This window comes from Pseudoramibacter alactolyticus ATCC 23263, assembly GCF_000185505.1.
Lineage (GTDB): Bacteria > Bacillota > Clostridia > Eubacteriales > Eubacteriaceae > Pseudoramibacter > Pseudoramibacter alactolyticus.
This window is the reverse complement of the sequence record NZ_GL622359.1, coordinates 992589-1010817: the sequence shown is the minus strand read 5'-3', so window position 1 is coordinate 1010817 and position 18229 is coordinate 992589. Positions and strand designations below refer to the sequence as shown.

At 54.4% G+C, this 18229-nt stretch carries 14 protein-coding genes, 1 other RNA gene and 1 other annotated feature; all 15 genes read left to right on the top strand.

The window, feature by feature from the left end; all coding sequences use genetic code 11:
* The first annotated feature begins 103 nt into the window (after positions 1-103).
* The 15 genes from pckA to HMPREF0721_RS04700 all read left to right on the top strand — a co-directional run bounded on the left by pckA (position 104) and on the right by HMPREF0721_RS04700 (position 18228).
* On the top strand, positions 104-1681 hold the full coding sequence (pckA, locus tag HMPREF0721_RS04765) for a phosphoenolpyruvate carboxykinase (ATP) (protein ID WP_006598462.1): 1578 nt from the start codon (positions 104-106) through the stop codon (positions 1679-1681).
* Between the two features lie 212 nt (positions 1682-1893).
* A complete protein-coding gene (locus HMPREF0721_RS04760) occupies positions 1894-2331 on the top strand; it encodes a MarR family winged helix-turn-helix transcriptional regulator (RefSeq protein WP_040639918.1) in 438 nt (145 codons plus the stop codon).
* Positions 2331-4721 (top strand): endopeptidase La, encoded by a 2391-nt coding sequence (lon, locus tag HMPREF0721_RS04755; RefSeq protein ID WP_006598460.1) that lies wholly within the window; start codon positions 2331-2333, stop codon positions 4719-4721. Before HMPREF0721_RS04760 ends, lon begins: the two co-directional genes overlap by 1 nt.
* A gap of 69 nt (positions 4722-4790) precedes the next feature.
* The gene (locus HMPREF0721_RS04750; RefSeq protein ID WP_006598459.1) at positions 4791-5285 is read left to right on the top strand and encodes a nucleoside deaminase; all 495 of its coding nucleotides are present in this window, start codon (positions 4791-4793) and stop codon (positions 5283-5285) included.
* A gap of 103 nt (positions 5286-5388) precedes the next feature.
* Positions 5389-5652 (top strand) — a binding site (T-box leader).
* Between the two features lie 45 nt (positions 5653-5697).
* On the top strand, positions 5698-7290 hold the full coding sequence (gene cimA / locus HMPREF0721_RS04745) for a citramalate synthase (protein ID WP_006598458.1): 1593 nt from the start codon (positions 5698-5700) through the stop codon (positions 7288-7290).
* 97 nt (positions 7291-7387) lie between these two features.
* Positions 7388-8650 carry a 3-isopropylmalate dehydratase large subunit gene (gene leuC, locus HMPREF0721_RS04740; protein ID WP_006598457.1) on the top strand — a complete coding sequence of 421 codons (1263 nt, stop codon included), beginning with the start codon at positions 7388-7390 and terminating at the stop codon, positions 8648-8650.
* Between the two features lie 17 nt (positions 8651-8667).
* Entirely contained in the window at positions 8668-9159 is a 492-nt protein-coding gene (leuD, locus tag HMPREF0721_RS04735) for a 3-isopropylmalate dehydratase small subunit (protein ID WP_006598456.1), read from the top strand.
* A 27-nt stretch (positions 9160-9186) separates the two neighbouring features.
* Entirely contained in the window at positions 9187-10251 is a 1065-nt protein-coding gene (leuB, locus tag HMPREF0721_RS04730) for a 3-isopropylmalate dehydrogenase (protein WP_462687201.1), read from the top strand.
* A gap of 59 nt (positions 10252-10310) precedes the next feature.
* A complete protein-coding gene (gene ilvD, locus HMPREF0721_RS04725) occupies positions 10311-11954 on the top strand; it encodes a dihydroxy-acid dehydratase (RefSeq protein WP_006598454.1) in 1644 nt (547 codons plus the stop codon).
* Between the two features lie 130 nt (positions 11955-12084).
* The gene (gene ilvB, locus HMPREF0721_RS04720) at positions 12085-13749 is read left to right on the top strand and encodes a biosynthetic-type acetolactate synthase large subunit (protein ID WP_006598453.1); all 1665 of its coding nucleotides are present in this window, start codon (positions 12085-12087) and stop codon (positions 13747-13749) included.
* A 130-nt stretch (positions 13750-13879) separates the two neighbouring features.
* Entirely contained in the window at positions 13880-14644 is a 765-nt protein-coding gene (locus HMPREF0721_RS04715) for a prepilin peptidase (protein WP_006598451.1), read from the top strand.
* A gap of 111 nt (positions 14645-14755) precedes the next feature.
* The gene (locus HMPREF0721_RS04710; protein ID WP_006598450.1) at positions 14756-15598 is read left to right on the top strand and encodes a hypothetical protein; all 843 of its coding nucleotides are present in this window, start codon (positions 14756-14758) and stop codon (positions 15596-15598) included.
* 57 nt (positions 15599-15655) lie between these two features.
* Entirely contained in the window at positions 15656-17062 is a 1407-nt protein-coding gene (gene radA, locus HMPREF0721_RS04705) for a DNA repair protein RadA (RefSeq protein WP_006598449.1), read from the top strand.
* Positions 17063-17136: 74 nt separating this feature from the next.
* Positions 17137-17314, top strand: a non-coding RNA gene (gene ssrS, locus HMPREF0721_RS11485) — 6S RNA.
* 29 nt (positions 17315-17343) lie between these two features.
* A complete protein-coding gene (locus HMPREF0721_RS04700) occupies positions 17344-18228 on the top strand; it encodes a tyrosine-protein phosphatase (protein WP_006598448.1) in 885 nt (294 codons plus the stop codon).
* The last annotated feature ends 1 nt before the right edge of the window (position 18229 follow it).

Below are 18229 nucleotides of genomic sequence, written 5' to 3'. Positions count from 1 at the left end.
ATGAAAATGATGGGTTTTGCGCATGAAGAAGAATGAATAATGATGCAGAACATCACAAAACTGAATTAAAAGGTTTTCAAAATGAGGCAAAAGGAGAAAACACATGTACGAATTGGATCTGTCGTATCTGGGACTTAACGGAAAAAAAGCGTTAGCCAATGCAGAAGCACCGACACTTACGGCGAAGGCCCTTGAAAGAGGCGAAGGCGTGCTTTCAAATACGGGCGCCATTGTGGTGAACACGGGGAAATACACCGGCCGTTCTCCCAAAGATCGTTTCATCGTTGACGACGAGATCAGTCACGATAAAGTGGCCTGGGGCAATACCAACATGCCTTTTGACGAAGCCAAATTTGAAGCGCTTTATCAGAAGATGATCGCATATGTCGGCCAAAGAGACGAACTTTATGTGTTTGACGGTTATGCCGGAGCCGACAAGGATTATCAGCTGCCGATCCGCGTGATCAATGAATATGCCAGCCAGAATTTATTTGCCCGTGACCTTTTCATCGATCCGGCAGACGACGCCGAGGCTCAGGCGATTGATCCGCAGTTCACCGTGATTGCCATGCCGGGCTATCAGTGTGATCCGGCCGTGGACGGCACCAACAGCGAAGCCTGCATTATTTTGAGTTTCAAGAAAAAAGTGGTGCTCATCGCCGGCTCCCGTTACTGTGGTGAAATTAAAAAATCGATTTTCTCGGTGATGAATTTTTTGCTGCCGCAGCGCGATGTGTTTACCATGCATTGTTCGGCCAACGTGGATGACGATGGCAAGACGGCGCTGTTTTTCGGTTTGTCCGGCACCGGCAAGACCACCCTTTCAGCGGATCCTTCCCGCGGTCTCATCGGCGATGACGAACATGGCTGGAGCGATAACGGGATCTTCAATTTCGAAGGCGGCTGCTTTGCCAAGTGCATCGATTTGACCGAAGAAAGAGAGCCGGAAATTTACCGGGCGATCAAATTCGGGTCGGTGGTCGAAAATGTCGTTCTTGACGAAAACGGGGTGCCGGATTATGCGGACAGCCGTTACACGGAAAACACCCGCGTCGGCTATCAGCTGGACTACATTCCCAATGCGGTGATTCCCAGCGTCGGGGGACATCCGAGCACGGTGATCTTTTTGACGGCAGATGCCTTTGGGGTGCTGCCGCCGGTTGCCAAGCTCAATAAATATCAGGCGATGTATCATTTTGTTTCCGGCTACACCAGCAAGCTTGCCGGAACGGAACGCGGCATCACCGAACCGACGACCACCTTCAGCACCTGCTTTGGCGAACCTTTCCTGCCGCTGCCGGCTTCCCGCTATGCGGAGCTGCTTGGCCAGCGCATCGACCAGTACAATTGTAACGTTTATCTAGTAAATACGGGCTGGTCCGGGGGGCCTTACGGTGTCGGCAGCCGCATCAAGCTGAAATATACCCGGGCGATTGTGTCCGCGGCGACGGCTGGTCTGCTCGAAGATATGCCGATGGTCCACGATGATATTTTTAATGTCGAAGTACCGGTGAGTTGCCCCGGCGTGCCGGACGATGTGATGATGCCCCGCAACACCTGGGCCGATAAAGATGCCTATGACAAAACGGCTAAAGATTTGGCACAGCACTTCGTCGAAAATTTCAAGAAATACACCCATATGTCGGAAGCGATTATCGCAGCCGGCCCGATAGGCAAGTAAACAGTCACAGAATTTTCAGCCGATCTCTTTGGAGGTCGGCTTTTTCGTGCGATTGATTTTGACTTGCAAAAAGAAAGCTTTATTTTGAGAAATGTGTTGTCGAAAGAACACGAGGGTCAGTAAAAAACACCCGTCCTTGCTTGACATCCTTGGGGAGAGAGGGTATACTTTTAAAAAATTAGGTAAAACCAAACTAATTAATGGAGTGCTTTATGACCTGCAACAGACAGAGGCTAATTGAAGCGACGGTGCAGATTGCCGAACTCGGTGACGCCTGCAGCGAGCATGTCAAGGCACGCTGCTGTGAAGATGCGTTGACGGCGCGGCAGATGGCCTGCCTGCGGGTGCTGGACACAAATAAAAACGTCACCTTCAGTGATTTGGCCGTGCGCTTTGGGTTGTCCAAACCGACCGTCACGGAGCTCATCGGCAAGCTGATGGACAGTGGCTGTGTGGTAAAAGAAAAATCCCGCGAAGATCGCCGCGTTTATTATATCCGGCTCACAGACAAAGGCAAAACGATTGCTCGGATGAAGTTGCGGGCACAGATGCAGCTCGTCGAGCAGATTGAATCGCAATTAAACGAAATAGAAATTGAAACGCTGATTACATTGATTCACAAAATTGTCAGCGACGACAGGAGGCAATAATGGCATTAGACAATCAACTTCCGCTGATCGCACCGGTGATCCCCATCACGGAGACGGTGATCTTTCCGGGCATCAAAAATCGCATTTACGTGACGGAAACCGTCGGCAGAAATATTCAAAAATATATCGGCGAAGCCAACTCCCTGGCGGTGGGCGTTTCCACAAAAGAAGATGTGGCGCTGGACGATATGAACGACGCCTCCTTTTACCGCATCGGCGTTTTGCTGCGCTTTGACCGCATCGAAGAAGCCAGCAACGGCTTTGTGATCGACGTGTTTACCCTGCGGCGGGTGGACATCATTCATATCGACAACACCGATGAGCAGCTGACGGCAGAATACGCCGAGCATCCCGACTGGGAAGACCTGAGCGAAGCGGATAATGCGGAAATGACGGCCTATATTAAGTCGCTGGTGGAGCAGCTGGCGGCGAACTTTAAAGGTGCCGACTATTTTCTGAAGGTGATGATGACACTGACCTCCGTGGAGCAGCTGATGGGCTATGTGGTGCCGATGATGAATTTGTCCATCGTGGAAAAACAGGCGCTGCTCGAAATCAATTCCCAGAAGAAGCGCGCATTGAAATTCATCGATTTTCTGATTAAAGAAAAAGATTCGGTGCACCTGAAACTGGAGATCAGCAAGAAATACGCCCGGGAAAAAGATAAAAATTATCGGGAAGCCATGCTGCGGGAGCAGCTCAAAAATATCGAGGCGGAATTGGGGGAAGACGACGTTGACGACAGCGATGATTATCGCCGGCGCATCGAGGATTCCGATATGCCCGAGGCCGTGCGCAAGGTCGCGCTGAAGGAGCTGAAAAAGTTAGACAACACGCCTCAGGGCTCTTCCGAAGTGGCGATCATCATGAATTATCTGGACTTGCTGCTCGAGATGCCGTGGACCTGCGAAGCCACCCATATCGATATCGAAGAAGCGCGTAAAATTTTAGACGCCAACCACTATGGGATTGAGGATGTGAAAGACCGCATCATCGAGCATCTGGCCGTGATGGAAATGAAGCAGGACCGTCAGGGGACCATCCTGCTTTTGGTGGGCCCTCCAGGCACCGGCAAGACGAGCCTGGGAAAATCCATCGCCGAAGCCCTGGGCCGGCAATATGTGCGCGCGAGTTTGGGCGGCGTGCGGGACGAATCTGAGATCCGCGGCCATCGCCGAACTTATATCGGCGCGCTGCCGGGGCGCATTGTGAAGGGCATTCGCGACGCGGGCACGATGAATCCGGTGTTTGTGCTGGATGAGATCGACAAGCTGGGCGCCTCGATTCAAGGGGATCCATCGGCGGCATTGCTCGAAGTGCTCGATCCGGAACAGAACAATACCTTCTCGGATCACTATCTGGAAGTGCCCTACGACTTGTCTAACGTGTTCTTTATCGCGACGGCCAACGACGCAGGCCGGATTCCCGGAGCGCTTTTGGACCGCGCCGAGATGATCGAGCTTTCATCTTATACCAACAACGAGAAGCGTCATATCGCGGAAGAACATTTGCTGCCCAAAATTCTGAAAGAAAACGGCCTGACGGCGGAACAGCTCGAGGTGGACCGCGAGGCGATTGACAGAATTATCGCGGATTATACGGCGGAAGCCGGGGTGCGCGGGCTTACCAAAGAGCTGGATAAGATCGCGCGCAAAACCGCGACGCAAATCGTTGCCCGCAAAGCCGACAATGTTCACGTGAGCGTCGATAATCTGGAAACTTATTTAGGGCACAAAAAGCGCTTTCACGAAAAAGCGAGTGAGCACAACGCTCCCGGCGTGGTGACCGGCATGGCCTGGACGGCTGTCGGCGGGGAGATCCTCTTTACCGAGGCGACCTTTATGCTGGGGAACGGCCGCTTGATTATGACCGGGCAGCTGGGCGACGTGATGAAGGAGAGCGCGACCATCGCCATGAGCTTGCTGCGCTCGCGGATCGGGAAAGAAGGCTCCGATTTTGAATTTGACAAATACGATACGCATATTCATGTGCCGGCCGGCGCCACGCCCAAGGACGGGCCCAGCGCCGGCGTGACGCTGATGACGGCACTGGCATCGCTGATCCTCGGCAAATCGGTGGACGCCAAACTCTCGATGACCGGCGAAATCACGCTCTCCGGCCAGGTGCTGCCGGTCGGCGGCATTAAGGAGAAGGTGATGGCAGCGCAGCGCAGCGGCATCGAACGCATCATTTTGCCGAAAGAAAACGAGCAGGATCTCGAGGATGTTCCCAAGGAAGTGACCGATCAGCTGCAGTTTTATTTTGCCGAGACCATTGACGATGTGCTGAAGATCGCTTTGGATATTGAGCTGCCGACTTATGCGATTCGCTTTGACCATGCGCTTAACGGCGCGAAGGATGCAGAATCGGATCTATCCGTGATTCTATAGTTGGCTGCACGGCGAAGAGAAAAAGGCCGGGATATTTTTGATTTGCCGGTTTTTTTGCGGAGATCTTAAATGGATGTTAAAAGAGAAACTTTTTTAAAGGCCAGGCAGCTGACGATGCAGGATTGGATGCGGCTCGCGCTGGATGAGGGGCGACAAGCCTTGGCGGCGGGGGAGTTTCCCGTTGGAGCAGTCGTGGTGTGCGGCGGTCAAGTGGTCGCGGCAGATCACAATCGCAAGGAGACACTGCAGGATCCGACGGCCCATGCAGAGCTGCTGGTGATTCGCGCGGCGGCTCAGAGGCTGGGCCGCTGGCGCCTCGACGACTGCACGCTTTATGTGACGGCGGAGCCATGCCCCATGTGCATGGGGGCCGTCATTCAGGCGCGCTTGGCCAAGCTGGTTTACGGCGCGGCGGAGAAACGTTTTGGCGCGGTGGAGACCACGGCCGATTTGGGCAGGCATCCGATGCTTGCCAACGCAATGGAAATTTACGCCGGCATATGCGAAAATGATTGCATTGAATTGATGAAACAATGTTTTTACAATCGCAATCAGAGAAAATGATTGTAATTTTTTGAAAAATGTATAAATTTGAAATTATTTCAAATCAACTGAAAAAACAGTTGACAAAATGCATGAAAGTGCTATACTGTATCCAATATCAAATAACAATGCGATGAACGAGAGAAAAACATCACAAGTTTTTTAAAGAGAGTTGCCGGTAGGTGCGATGGCAATAAAAAGCGGATGCGCAATAATCACTCGTGAGCAGCCGACCCCAAATGGAACAAAAGTAGGGGAGGCCGAAAACTTCCATTCCGGCGTTAACGGATTAGGGTTAAGAGCATAGCTCCGACCTGAAGCGGATATGTGGTTGCTCATATCAAGAAGAGTGGTACCGCGGAATAAATGTGTTTACTCCGTCTCTTTATATCAAACGATATAAAGAGACGTTTTTTATTGTAAGGAGTGGGATATGACAAAGATCACAACCTTTGATTCCACCTTGCGGGACGGGGCCCAGGCCGAGGGCATTTCCTTTTCCGTTGAGGACAAACTGAATATTTTAAAAACGTTGGACAAGCTGGGGATTGATATTATCGAAGCGGGCAATCCGGGATCCAATCCCAAGGACATTGCCTTTTTTGAGGAACTGAAGGGCGTCGAGCTGCGTCACGCAGTGCTTTGTGCTTTCGGTTCGACCCGACGGCCGGGAATTTCCCCGGAGGACGACACCAATCTGCTGGCCATTCTTGAAGCGGGCACTCCGTATGCGGCGATTTTCGGAAAGGCGTCCTCTTTCCATGTGGAGGAAATCATCGGGACGACCCTCGAAGAGAATCTGGCGATGGTGGAAGACAGCTGCCGCTTTTTAACCGATCGGGGTGTGAAGGTTATCTTTGACGCAGAACATTTTTTCGACGGTTATAAACTCAATGCCGAATATGCGCTGGCGGTGCTTCAGGCCGCGGAACGCGGCGGAGCGGTATCGCTTGCGCTGTGCGATACCAACGGCGGTTCTCTGCCGACGGAAATAGCGATGATCATCCGTGAACTGCAGAAGACGATAGCGGCGGAGATCGCCATTCACGCCCACAATGATATCGGCGTGGGCGTGGCCAACTCGATGGCGGCGGTCGAAGCCGGCGCGACCCAGGTTCAGGGAACGTTTTTAGGCTACGGTGAGCGCTGCGGCAACGCCAACCTATCGACCATCATTGCGAATTTGCAGCTGAAGATGGGCTATGACTGTATCGAAACCGACGGCATTCAGAATCTGACGAGCGCGGCCATTAAAATTGCGGAAATTTCCAATTTTGCTCTCAGCGGCAAGGAGCCCTATATTGGCAAGAGCGCTTTCGCCCATAAAGGCGGCATGCACATCGACGCGGTGATGAAAGCGCCGAGTTCGTTCGAGCACATTCTGCCGGAAACGGTGGGCAACAGCCGGCGCATTCTGATGTCGGAGGTCTCCGGCCGGGGAACGATCATCCAGCTGATCAACGAGGTGGATCCGACCATCGACAAGCATTCGGAGGCCACCACCCGGGTGATGGACCGCATCAAGGCGCTCGAATACGAAGGCTATCAATTTGAAGGCGCCGAAAGTTCGATCCGGCTTTTGATTCGCAAGGAACTCGGCAAGTTCAAGCCCTTCTTCGAAATTGAAGATTTTAAGACCATTGGTGAAAAGCCGGTGGCTGGCCGGGCGATCTCCGCTTCGGCGGTCGTTAAGCTTTCGGTGGACGGCGAGGAAGCCATCAATGCGGCGGAGGGCGACGGCCCGGTTAACGCGCTGGACAAAGCGCTGCGCAAAACCCTCGAGACCTTTTATCCCAGCATTCGCGATTTGCGCCTGACGGATTTTAAGGTGCGCGTGATCGACCAGGGGGCGACGGCCTCTAAGGTGCGCGTGCTGATCGAAAGCACCGACGGTCAGGATATTTGGAGCAATGTTGGCGTTTCGACTGACGTGATCGAGGCCAGTTTGATCGCACTTATCGACTCTGTCGAATACAAGCTGCTCTCGGACATGGAGCGTCGGGTGCGTGAATATCATCTGGTGTAAACGGTGCCTTTAAGCTCATTTGAAAGCTTTTAGGATAGGCTGTAGGCCGTCAAAAAAGCATTTTAATATTTTAGTATCAACGAGAAGGAGAAAAATCATGGGAATGACAATGACGCAGAAGATCCTGGCGGCACACGCCGGTGCGGATTCCGTGAAGGCGGGCGATTTGATCATGGCGAATTTAGACATGGTGCTGGGCAACGACATCACCTCGCCGGTGGCCATCAACGTATTTAAGAATCTCGATACCGATCAAGTATTCGACAGGGAAAAGGTTGCACTGGTGCCGGACCATTTTGCGCCGAATAAAGATATCAAAGCGGCCGAACAATGCAAGAAAGTCCGGGAATTTGCCGGCGGGCAAAAGATCTCAAACTATTTTGAAGTGGGGGAAATGGGCGTGGAGCATGCCCTGCTGCCGGAAAAAGGTCTGGTGGTCGGCGGCGATCTGGTGATCGGTGCGGATTCGCACACCTGCACCTACGGGGCACTGGGGGCCTTTTCCACCGGGGTCGGCTCTACAGACATGGCCGTGGGCATGGCAACCGGCAAGGCCTGGTTTAAAGTGCCGAGCGCTTTGAAGTTTAACCTGACGGGAAGCTTTAAACCCAATGTCTCCGGAAAGGATCTGATCCTTCACATCATCGGGATGATCGGCGTCGACGGTGCCCTCTATCAATCGATGGAATTCGCCGGCCCCGGCGTGGCCAGCCTGACCATGGACGACCGTTTCACCATTGCCAACATGGCCATTGAAGCCGGCGGCAAGAACGGGATTTTCCCGGTGGACGAACAGACCGTCGCCTATATTAAAGAACATTCATCCAAACCCTACACGGTTTACGAAGCGGATGCCGACGCGGAATATGACGCCGTGTTCGACATCAACTTGTCGGAGCTCAAGCCGACGGTGGCCTTCCCGCATCTGCCGGAAAACACGAAGACCGTTGACGAAATCGAAGAACCGCTAACCATCCACCAGGTCGTGATCGGCTCCTGCACCAACGGCCGCTTCTCCGATTTCGAAAAGGCCGACAAAATCTTAAAGGGCCGCAAAGTGGCCGATGGGGTGCGCGTGCTCATCATTCCGGCCACGCCGAAGATTTGGGAACAATGCATGGACGCCGGATTCTTCAAAGACTTTGTGGCGGCGGGCTGCGCCATCAGCACACCGACCTGCGGTCCCTGTCTCGGCGGGCACATGGGAATCCTTGCGGCGGGCGAACGCTGCGTTTCCACCACCAACCGCAATTTCGTCGGCCGGATGGGCCACGTCGATTCAGAAGTTTATCTGGCCAGCCCGGAAACGGCAGCCGCATCGGCAGTCCTCGGCCGCATCGGCACGCCGGATGAATTATAAGAAAGGATTTTATTACGATGAACGCAAAAGGAAAAGTTTTTCGCTATGGCGACAATGTCGATACGGATGTCATCATCCCGGCGCGCTATTTAAACACCTCGGACCCGCTGGAATTGGCCGAACACTGCATGGAAGATATCGATAAGGATTTTGTGAACAACGTTCACAAGGGGGATATCATCGTCGCCGACGATAACTTTGGCTGCGGCTCCTCCAGGGAACACGCGCCGATTGCCATCAAGGCATCGGGCGTTTCCTGTGTGATTGCTAATAGTTTTGCCCGCATTTTCTACCGCAATGCGATCAATATCGGTCTGCCGATCCTTGAAAGCCCGGAGGCGGTCGCCGCGATCGAAGCCGGCGATACCGTCGAAGTCGATTTCGATTCCGGGAAGATCACCGACGTGACCAAGGGAAAAAGCTTTCAGGGGCAGCCCTTCCCGCCGTTTATGCAGGAACTTATCGCGGCCGGGGGTTTGGTGAACTACGTCAACGCCAATATGCTTTAAGGTTTAAACAGAAGATTAAAGGAGAGCATCATGAATTACAAAATCGCAGTGATCAAGGGAGACGGCATCGGCCCGGAGATTGTCGGCGCGAGCCAGAAGGTGCTGGATGAAATCGGCAGGAAGTACGGCCATCGGTTCGACTATGCCGAGGTACTCGCCGGCGGGATTGCCATCGACAAAACCGGATCGCCCCTGCCCCAGGAAACGGTGGAGGTGTGCCGGGCATCCGACGCGGTGCTGCTCGGCGCGATGGGCGGCCCGAAATGGGACAACCTGCCGGGGGACAAACGGCCGGAAACCGGGCTGCTTGGCATTCGCAAGGCGCTGGGGCTTTATGCCAATCTGCGCCCGGCCATGCTCTTTGATGAACTGCGGGACGCGTCGCCCCTCAAACCGGAAATCATCGGCGACGGGCTTGACGTGCTGGTCGTCCGGGAATTGACCGGCGATGTGTATTTCGGTGAAAAGCATCGCGAGGGGGATGAATTTGCCTCCGATTTGATGAACTATTCTCGATCGGAGGTGGAACGCATTGCCAAAATCGGGTTTGATTCCGCAATGAAGCGCGGCAAAAAGCTGACCTGTGTCGATAAGGCCAATGTCCTCGAAACCTCGAGACTCTGGCGCAAGATCGTGCAGGGCGTGGCCGAGGATTATCCCGAGGTCGAAGTCGATTATCTGTATGTCGACAACGCGGCCATGCAGCTGGTGATCAATCCCCGGCAGTTCGACGTCATTTTGACGGGCAATCTTTTCGGCGATATTCTCTCCGACGAATCTTCGACCATCACCGGCTCCATCGGCATGCTGCCGTCGGCATCGCTGGGCGAAAACAATTTCGGGATGTACGAACCGATTCACGGCTCGGCGCCGGATATTGCCGGCGAAGACAAGGCCAATCCGATTGCGACCGTGCTTTCTGTCGCGATGATGCTGCGCTACACCCTCGGTCTTGAAGCAGAAGCAAAAAACATTGAAGACGCTGTGGAGAAGACGCTGCAGCAAGGCTGGCGTACCGGCGATATTGCCACGGCCGGCGAAAAGGTGATCGGCTGCCGGGAAATGGGTCGGCACATTATCGAAAATCTCTAAAGATTAAATAAAAACTGAGCGCGCTAAAACGTATCCGGCGCGAAAGAAGAGGCATTATTATGGAAAAAATCAAAAGAACGCCCGCGGCATATTCCCTGTTTAACGCGCTGGGCTACACCCGGGAAGAAATGGAACGCCCGCTGATCGGCGTGGTCAACTCTTTCAATGAAATTGTTCCGGGGCATATGAATCTGGATAAAATCACCGAGGCGGTAAAGGCCGGCGTGCGCATGGCCGGCGGCACCCCGGTGGAAATCCCGGCGATCGCCGTGTGCGACGGGATCGCCATGGGGCATCAGGGCATGAAGTATTCGCTGGTCACCCGTGAACTCATCGCCGATTCTACCGAAGCTATGGCCATTGCCCACCACTTTGACGGCATGGTGATGATTCCGAACTGCGACAAGAACGTGCCGGGGCTGCTTATGGCGGCGGCCAGACTCAATCTGCCGACAACCTTTGTGTCCGGCGGACCGATGCTCGCCGGTAATGTCGGCGGCCGCAAGGTTTCTCTTTCGGCGATGTTCGAAGCTCAGGGCGCTTATGCCGCGGGTAAAATCAACGACGACCAATTTGACGATTATGTCGGTCACACCTGCCAGACCTGCGGCTCCTGCTCGGGGATGTACACGGCGAATTCGATGAATTGTCTGACCGAAGCGCTGGGCATGGGCCTGCGGGGCAACGGTACGATTCCGGCGGTCTATTCCGAACGGCTGCGTCTGGCCAAGCACGCCGGCATGCAGGTGATGAAGATGGTGGAAAGCGATACCCGTCCGTCTGACATCATGACAGAGGCCGCATTTTATAATGCGCTGACCGTCGATATGGCGCTGGGTTGCAGCACCAATACGATGCTGCATCTGCCGGCCATCGCCCATGAAGCCGGGGTGGTCATCAACCCGGATATTGTCAATGCCGTTTCCGACCGCACGCCAAATCTCTGTCATCTGGCACCGGCCGGCGACGACCATATGGAAGATTTGAACGCGGCCGGCGGCATTTATGCCGTGATGAAGGAGCTTGCCAAAAAGGATTTGCTTAACCTCGACTGCAAGACCATCACGGGAAAAACGGTCGGGGAAAACATCGCCCATGCGTTTAATCTCAATCCGGAAGTCATCCGTCCCATTGATCGTCCCTATATGGATCGCGGCGGCCTGACCATGCTCGGGGGCAGCTTGGCGCCGGATACCGGCGTGGTGAAGCAGTCGGCCGTGCTGCCGGAAATGCTCGTGCACGAAGGCCCGGCTAAAGTTTTTGACTCTGAAGAAGATGCCCAGGCAGCCATTGACGGCGGCCAAATCGTCGCCGGCGATGTGGTGGTTATCCGCTATGAAGGACCCAAGGGCGGCCCGGGCATGCGCGAAATGCTCAATCCGACCTCGGCCATCATGGGCATGGGGCTCGGCGATTCTGTCGCGCTCGTCACGGACGGGCGCTTTTCCGGCGCGACCCGCGGCGCCTGCATTGGCCACGTTTCGCCGGAAGCCGCCGCCGGCGGCCCCATCGCCTTTGTGAAGAACGGCGACCGCATTCGCATCGACATCCCGAATCGCAGGATCGATTTGCTGGTTTCCGATGAAGAAATGGCGGCCCGCAAAGAGGGCTGGACGCCCAAGACGCCGGACATCACCACCGGCTATCTGGCGCGCTACGCCAAACTGGTATCGTCGGCCAACGAAGGCGCGGTATTAAAATAGAAAACGCCATCAGCAGTCGAAGACGAGGCGGAAGGATGCGAATCACCGTCTGTCTTGACAAGCACGGGCGCGCCATTGCCATGCAGCTGGCGCTTCGCCTGTGCCTAATAACGAGAAATGTGAGAATCCCATGATTAATAGTCAAATTTTAAAAGGGTCGGAGATCGTCGTCAAGTGTCTGGAAGAGCAGCAGGTCGATTTTGTCTTTTCGTATCCCGGCGGTTCGGTCATTCCGCTTTTCGATGCTTTTTATCGTCTCGAACACAATATCTTTCAGGTGGAGCCTTGCCACGAACAAAACGGCATCCACGCGGCAGAGGGCTACGCTCGGGCATCCGGCAAAGTGGGGGTCGGCATCACGACCTCCGGTCCCGGGGCGACCAACGCCATTACCGGCATTGCCAATGCACATCTGGACTCGACGCCGCTGGTGGTGATCACCGGTCAAGTGACCCAGCAGCTTTTGGGGAAGGATTCCTTTCAGGAAGTGGACGTGACCTCCATCACCATGCCCATCACCAAGCATAACTTTATCATTAAAGACATCACGATGCTGGCGCCGACGATTCGCGAAGCGTTTCGCATTGCGCAAAGCGGCCGGCCGGGCCCGGTGGTGATCGACGTGCCCAAGGATATCTTTATGGCGGAGGTGGAATACGCGCCGCAGGAACCCTATTCTCTCGACGGCGCGTCGCCCAGACCCCAGCGGGATGCGTTAAATAGGGCGGCCAGATACATCAACCGCGCCGAGCGGCCGATTATCTATGCCGGAGGCGGCGTGCTCAAATCCGGTGCGACCAGGGAGCTGGTGGCTTTTGCCGAAAAGACCGGCATTCCGGTGGCCAACTCGCTGATGGGGCTCGGCAGCATTCCGCGGGACAATCCGCTGTCGCTGGGGCTTGTCGGGATGCACGGTTCTCAGGAATGCAATCTCGCCGTCATCAACTGCGACACGCTGATTGCGGTGGGCGCGCGTTTTTCCGACCGCGTCACCGGCAACATCAACGAATTTATGCGGGACAAAAAGATCATTCAGATCGATGTCGACCCGACCGAATTCGAAAAGAATGTCGAAGCCAATGTGCACATCTGCGCCGATGTGTCTGATGCGCTGCCCAAGCTTTACGAATTGGTGGAAGAAAAAACCTATCCGGAATGGTACGCGCAGATCGCAGAATGGCCGCTGCCGGAAAAATCGGAGAACAGTTATTACCCGAAAACCGTCATTCATCACATCAACCGCGCGTTTAAAGATGCCTATGTGGTGACCGAAGTCGGCCAGCATCAGATGTGGGTTGGGCAATACTGGCAGTTCCAGTTTCCGGGGCAGTACATCACCTCCGGCGGGCTCGGCACGATGGGCTTTGGTCTCGGTGCGGCCATTGGCTGCCAGTTTGCCAAGCCGGGTCACGACGTCGTACTGGTCGCCGGCGACGGCTCTTTTCGGATGAATTTTACCGAGCTGACGACGGTGCGGCGCTACAATCTGCCGATTAAGATTTTCCTGTTCGACAACGAAACCCTGGGCATGGTGCGCCAGTGGCAGAAGCTTTTCAACGATCGCCGCTACGCCCAGACGGATCTTGACGATCATGCGGTGAATTACCTGAAACTGGCCGAAGCGTTTAATATCCGCAGCTACGAAGTGACGGATCTTGCGTCACTCGACAAGACTTTGGCCGAAATCAGGGATCTTGACGAACCGGTGCTCGTGCACTGCCAAATTGACAACGAAGAAGGCGTTTATCCGATGGTGCCTGCGGGCAAACCCATCGACGAGATTTATTACGAATAAAATAGGCGGTTGCAGACTTTTCAAAAGCAATTTTGGAAAGTCTGTTTTTTTGTTGTGCAAAATTGCAATCGGCAGTCGATTTCGATAAAATGAATAAAATACAGAAAAGATTCGGAAAGGAAATGGGGCGATGGAACGGATTGATGCGGTGACGGGATTTGTCATTTTTATGATAGGAGCCATCTTGGGGAGTTTTATCGCCTGTGTGGCTGATCGACTGGCTCGGGGAGAAAATCCATGGCGTGGGCGAAGCCATTGTGAGGCCTGCGGGCATCTGTTGTCGCCGGCGGATTTGGTGCCGGTGCTGGCCTATTTGCGGCTTGGGGGGCGATGCCGTTACTGCGGCAGCAAAATTCCGCCGGCATTGCCCTTCACAGAAATCGCTTTCGGCGCGGCGGCCGCGGTGATCGCGCAGCGTTTCGGCTGGAGCTGGACGACGCTTAAGGTGCTGGGCTTTGCCGGGATTCTGATGGCGGTCGCCCTGGTGGATATTAAAACCTACACCATCGCCGATGGGCTGGTCGCCGCGGGGATCGTGTGGTGGCTCGCGATGGCGCCGTTAACCCTCGGGACAGCATGGCAGACCGTGCTGGCCGATATCGGCGGCGCATTCGTGCTCGCGGCGGTTCTTTGGCTTGTGGCGTGGCTTTTTGAACGCCGAACCGGCCGCAGGGGGCTGGGGGACGGCGATATTAAATTATGCTTGATGGCCGGACTTTATGTGGGCGTTTGGGCATTGTCCCTCTTTTTGCTGCTGGCCTGTGGCTTCGGCCTTATTTTTGCGGCGGCGACGCGGCAGAGGAAAATTCCCTTCGGGCCGGCCATTGCGCTCTCGGCCGTCTTTTGTGTGTTGGCCGGCGGCCCGATTGTCACCGCGCTTTTAACGGTTTTTTAAGCGATTGGCCCCCATGCACCAATGATTTTTAGCGGCTTTCTTGCCAAGTGCAGGGGAATAACGTATAATGGTTCGCAGTAAAGACGATGACCATCGTCAAAGGAGACAAGCATGAAAAAGCGAATGCGTTTTTATAGCGGGCTGGCGCTGATGATTTGTGCCGCCATCATTTGCGGCGGATGCAGCAGTCTAAACGAAAAAACCCAAAAGGCGACGCGCAAATCCCACACGGTCATGAAGTCCATCGGGACGGCCAGCAACACCATGGGCACCTATAAAATTAAGCTGGAAAATAAAACCGGCAAGGCCATTACTGTGGTGAATATTCGAGATTCGGTACAATACGAATACAACGATAATATGTTGGAAGAGAACGATTCCTTTGCGGTGAATGAAACCCGTTATTTGTATTACGACGCGACAAACGCGGTGGATGCGGCCCAGGATCAGGCCATTAAGAAGAGCAAAATCACCTACGATCTCCGCGTGACGCTGAGCGACGGGAGCCGGTCGGTGCTTCAGGAATTTCCTTTTGGCAAAATGAAGAATACGGCTCAGATTTATTACGATAAGACCTACGCCATTTGTTATTTGCGTTACCAGTCAAAGGAAACAGGCAAATGGATAAATACCCGCAAAGCGGAAATCGCCAACGAGAAAGGCACGGGCAGTCGATCGTCGGCATCGTCAGGCAACTGGTCGTCCGGGGCGTCAAGCAATTCCTCGGGCAGCCGTTACAATTCGAACAGCACCTCAACGCAGAATTCTGGTAATACCAGCAGATATCCTTCGTATAATCGGGATTCAAACACGCAGAACCATTCCGGGAGTTCATCGAATAATTCGTCGTCTCAGCATGGTAATACCGGCGGGAGCAATAACAACGGTCAGGGAAACAACGACACACAATCACCGCCAAGCGGTGGCCCTCAAGATAATCCCACACAACCATAAATTTTAGATATCGGGGCCTTCGGGCCCTTTTCTTAACGGCAAAAGTTGGAGGCAGTCATGGCCAAATTACGAACCAAATACGTGTGCCGTCACTGTGGACATGTGGTGCCCAAGTGGATGGGGCGCTGCCCCCAGTGCGGCCAGTGGAATACCTTTGAAGAAGAAGTGGAGGCGCCGGCGGCCAGGGGCGGCTCGGTGGCGGCCCGGCGTGAGCGCGGCAACTATACCAGGCCCAAAAAACTTTCGCAGATCACCAGCAAGCGGGAAGGGCGTATTGCGACTCACAACGCGGAGCTTGACCGGGTGCTCGGCGGGGGTATTGTGCGCGGGGGTGTGATGCTCCTCGGCGGGGATCCGGGCATCGGCAAATCGACGATTCTGCTGCAGACGGCGGAAAGCCTGGGACGCCAGGGACTGAAAGTGCTCTATATTTCCGGGGAAGAATCGGAGGAACAGCTCAAAATGCGGGCGGAGCGGATGCAGGTGACATCAGAGAACGCATTTTTTCTGTCGGAGATCAACGTGCCTTATATCCGTGAGACGATCCTGGCCGAGCAGCCAGATCTGGTGGTGATCGATTCGATCCAGACGATGTATTCCCCGGAGATCACCTCGGCGCCGGGCTCGGTCTCCCAAATTCGAGAAAATGCCAACGCGTTGATCCAGGTAGCTAAAAAAGACGGCATCGCCATGTTTTTGGTGGGACATGTGACCAAAGAAGGAAATCTTGCCGGACCGCGCATCCTCGAGCACATGGTGGACACGGTGCTTTATTTTGAAGGCGAAAAATACCATGCTTACCGCATGCTGCGAGCGGTGAAGAACCGTTTTGGGTCAACCAATGAGCTCGGGGTTTTCGAAATGACGGACACGGGTCTGGCTCAGGTCAAGAATCCATCAGAGATGATGCTGATGTCCCGGCCGAAAAACACCTGCGGTTCGGTGGCGGTGCCGACCCTTGAAGGCAGTCGGCCGCTGTTGGTGGAACTGCAGGGACTGGTATGCGAATCGGGCTTTGCCAATCCGCGGCGCATGGCCACCGGCCTGGATTACAATCGGATGGTGCTGCTCATTGCAGTGATGGAAAAGCGCCTCGGGGTGCGTCTGCAAAATATGGATGCTTATCTGAACGTGGTGGGGGGCATGAAGATTGACGAGCCGGCCACGGATTTGGCGGCGGTGGCGGCGCTTTATTCCAGTTTCCGGGATTTTGAGGTGCCGCCGGATTGGCTGATCATGGGGGAAGTGGGGCTCACCGGTGAAGTGCGCAACGTTCAAAACGCCGAAAAGCGCGTGCAGGAGGGCGGCAAGCTGGGATTTTCCGCCTGCATCCTGCCTCGGAGCAACGCCGAGCGCTTGAAAAAATCGATGAAACGCTCCGGCGCGCTGCCGCTTAAACTTTATCCGGTGGACAATATCGCGATGGCGCTGAATCTGCTGGAGCGGCATCTTGAACACGGCTGATATAAAGCTCGGAACGCCGCAAAGTGTGGCAAGATTTTATCCTTTTCAAGATAAAAAAAATCGACTATAATATTTATATCCTGAAGTGTACGTTACCACTCTATTTTTGAACCTACATCTTTTTACAGGGAGTCCGGATGTCTCTTAGACGATGTCGTGCCGCCTTTGAGCGGATGGCTGGTGCTTAGAGCAGGGCACCCACCTAGCATCCGCTAGGCGTCAAAAATATGGGACGGCACATTCGGGATTTTTTAATATGTTTGAAAGGCGGCCGCGTCAGCATGATGGCCGCAGCGGAATTGAGAAATGGATCAGGGTTTAACAGCATGATGACGACAACGCAAATGAAGCAAATGGATGAGCGATTGCCCCATGGCCGTTATCTTTCCTTAAACGGCACCTATAATATCAGGGATTTAGGCGGCATCCCGGTGGCGGATGGGCGAAAAATCGCGCCGGGACGCCTGCTGCGCGGTGATCATTTGAATTGGATTGATGCAGAAGATGCCCAGAAACTGGGCGGGATTGTGCACCATGTCGTGGATTTGCGCCGTCCTTCGGAAACGGCGCGCCAGCCCGATGTGATTATTCCCCGGGTTTTTTATCACCGGGTGCCGATTTTACCGGATGAAAGGTCAAAACCCGCGGGCCAAAAACAGCGTGAACCTGGCATGTTATTGGTGGAACAGGTGCAGGCGATGAATCTGGATGTCGTGAGATTTCAGGCGGCGCGTTACCGACAGGCGGCGCTCAACGATGGGGTGATGGCTCAGATTCGGCAGGTACTTGCGATTATTCTGGAGAACAAAACCGGTGCGGTGCTATGGCATTGCACGGCCGGAAAAGACCGGACGGGCATGATCGCAGCGGTTGTGCTGCTGGCCCTTGGCGTGGAAATGTCGGTGGTGCTGGCGGATTATCTGGCATCCAACGCGGTTTTGGCAGAGCGGATAAAAAGCATCGTCGATTTTTCCCGTCAGGCGACGGATGATCCGCAAGTGCTCGCGCAGATTGCCCTGCTTTGCCAAGTGCAGCAGGTTTATTTCGAAACGGCAGCCGCCGCGGTATCCGAAGCCTATGGCAGTGTCGATGCTTATTTGACAAAGGCCTTGGGATTAGACGAAGCGGCGAGGGCCCGTTTGCGGAGACATTACTTGGCCGATTAAA

Coding starts and splice junctions, on each gene's coding strand:
- pckA (WP_006598462.1), top strand. CDS start 104: ATGTACGAATTGGATCTGTCGTATCTGGGACTTAACGGAAAAAAAGCG.
- HMPREF0721_RS04760 (WP_040639918.1), top strand. CDS start 1,894: ATGACCTGCAACAGACAGAGGCTAATTGAAGCGACGGTGCAGATTGCC.
- lon (WP_006598460.1), top strand. CDS start 2,331: ATGGCATTAGACAATCAACTTCCGCTGATCGCACCGGTGATCCCCATC.
- HMPREF0721_RS04750 (WP_006598459.1), top strand. CDS start 4,791: ATGGATGTTAAAAGAGAAACTTTTTTAAAGGCCAGGCAGCTGACGATG.
- cimA (WP_006598458.1), top strand. CDS start 5,698: ATGACAAAGATCACAACCTTTGATTCCACCTTGCGGGACGGGGCCCAG.
- leuC (WP_006598457.1), top strand. CDS start 7,388: ATGGGAATGACAATGACGCAGAAGATCCTGGCGGCACACGCCGGTGCG.
- leuD (WP_006598456.1), top strand. CDS start 8,668: ATGAACGCAAAAGGAAAAGTTTTTCGCTATGGCGACAATGTCGATACG.
- ilvD (WP_006598454.1), top strand. CDS start 10,311: ATGGAAAAAATCAAAAGAACGCCCGCGGCATATTCCCTGTTTAACGCG.
- ilvB (WP_006598453.1), top strand. CDS start 12,085: ATGATTAATAGTCAAATTTTAAAAGGGTCGGAGATCGTCGTCAAGTGT.
- HMPREF0721_RS04715 (WP_006598451.1), top strand. CDS start 13,880: ATGGAACGGATTGATGCGGTGACGGGATTTGTCATTTTTATGATAGGA.
- HMPREF0721_RS04710 (WP_006598450.1), top strand. CDS start 14,756: ATGAAAAAGCGAATGCGTTTTTATAGCGGGCTGGCGCTGATGATTTGT.
- radA (WP_006598449.1), top strand. CDS start 15,656: ATGGCCAAATTACGAACCAAATACGTGTGCCGTCACTGTGGACATGTG.
- HMPREF0721_RS04700 (WP_006598448.1), top strand. CDS start 17,344: ATGATGGCCGCAGCGGAATTGAGAAATGGATCAGGGTTTAACAGCATG.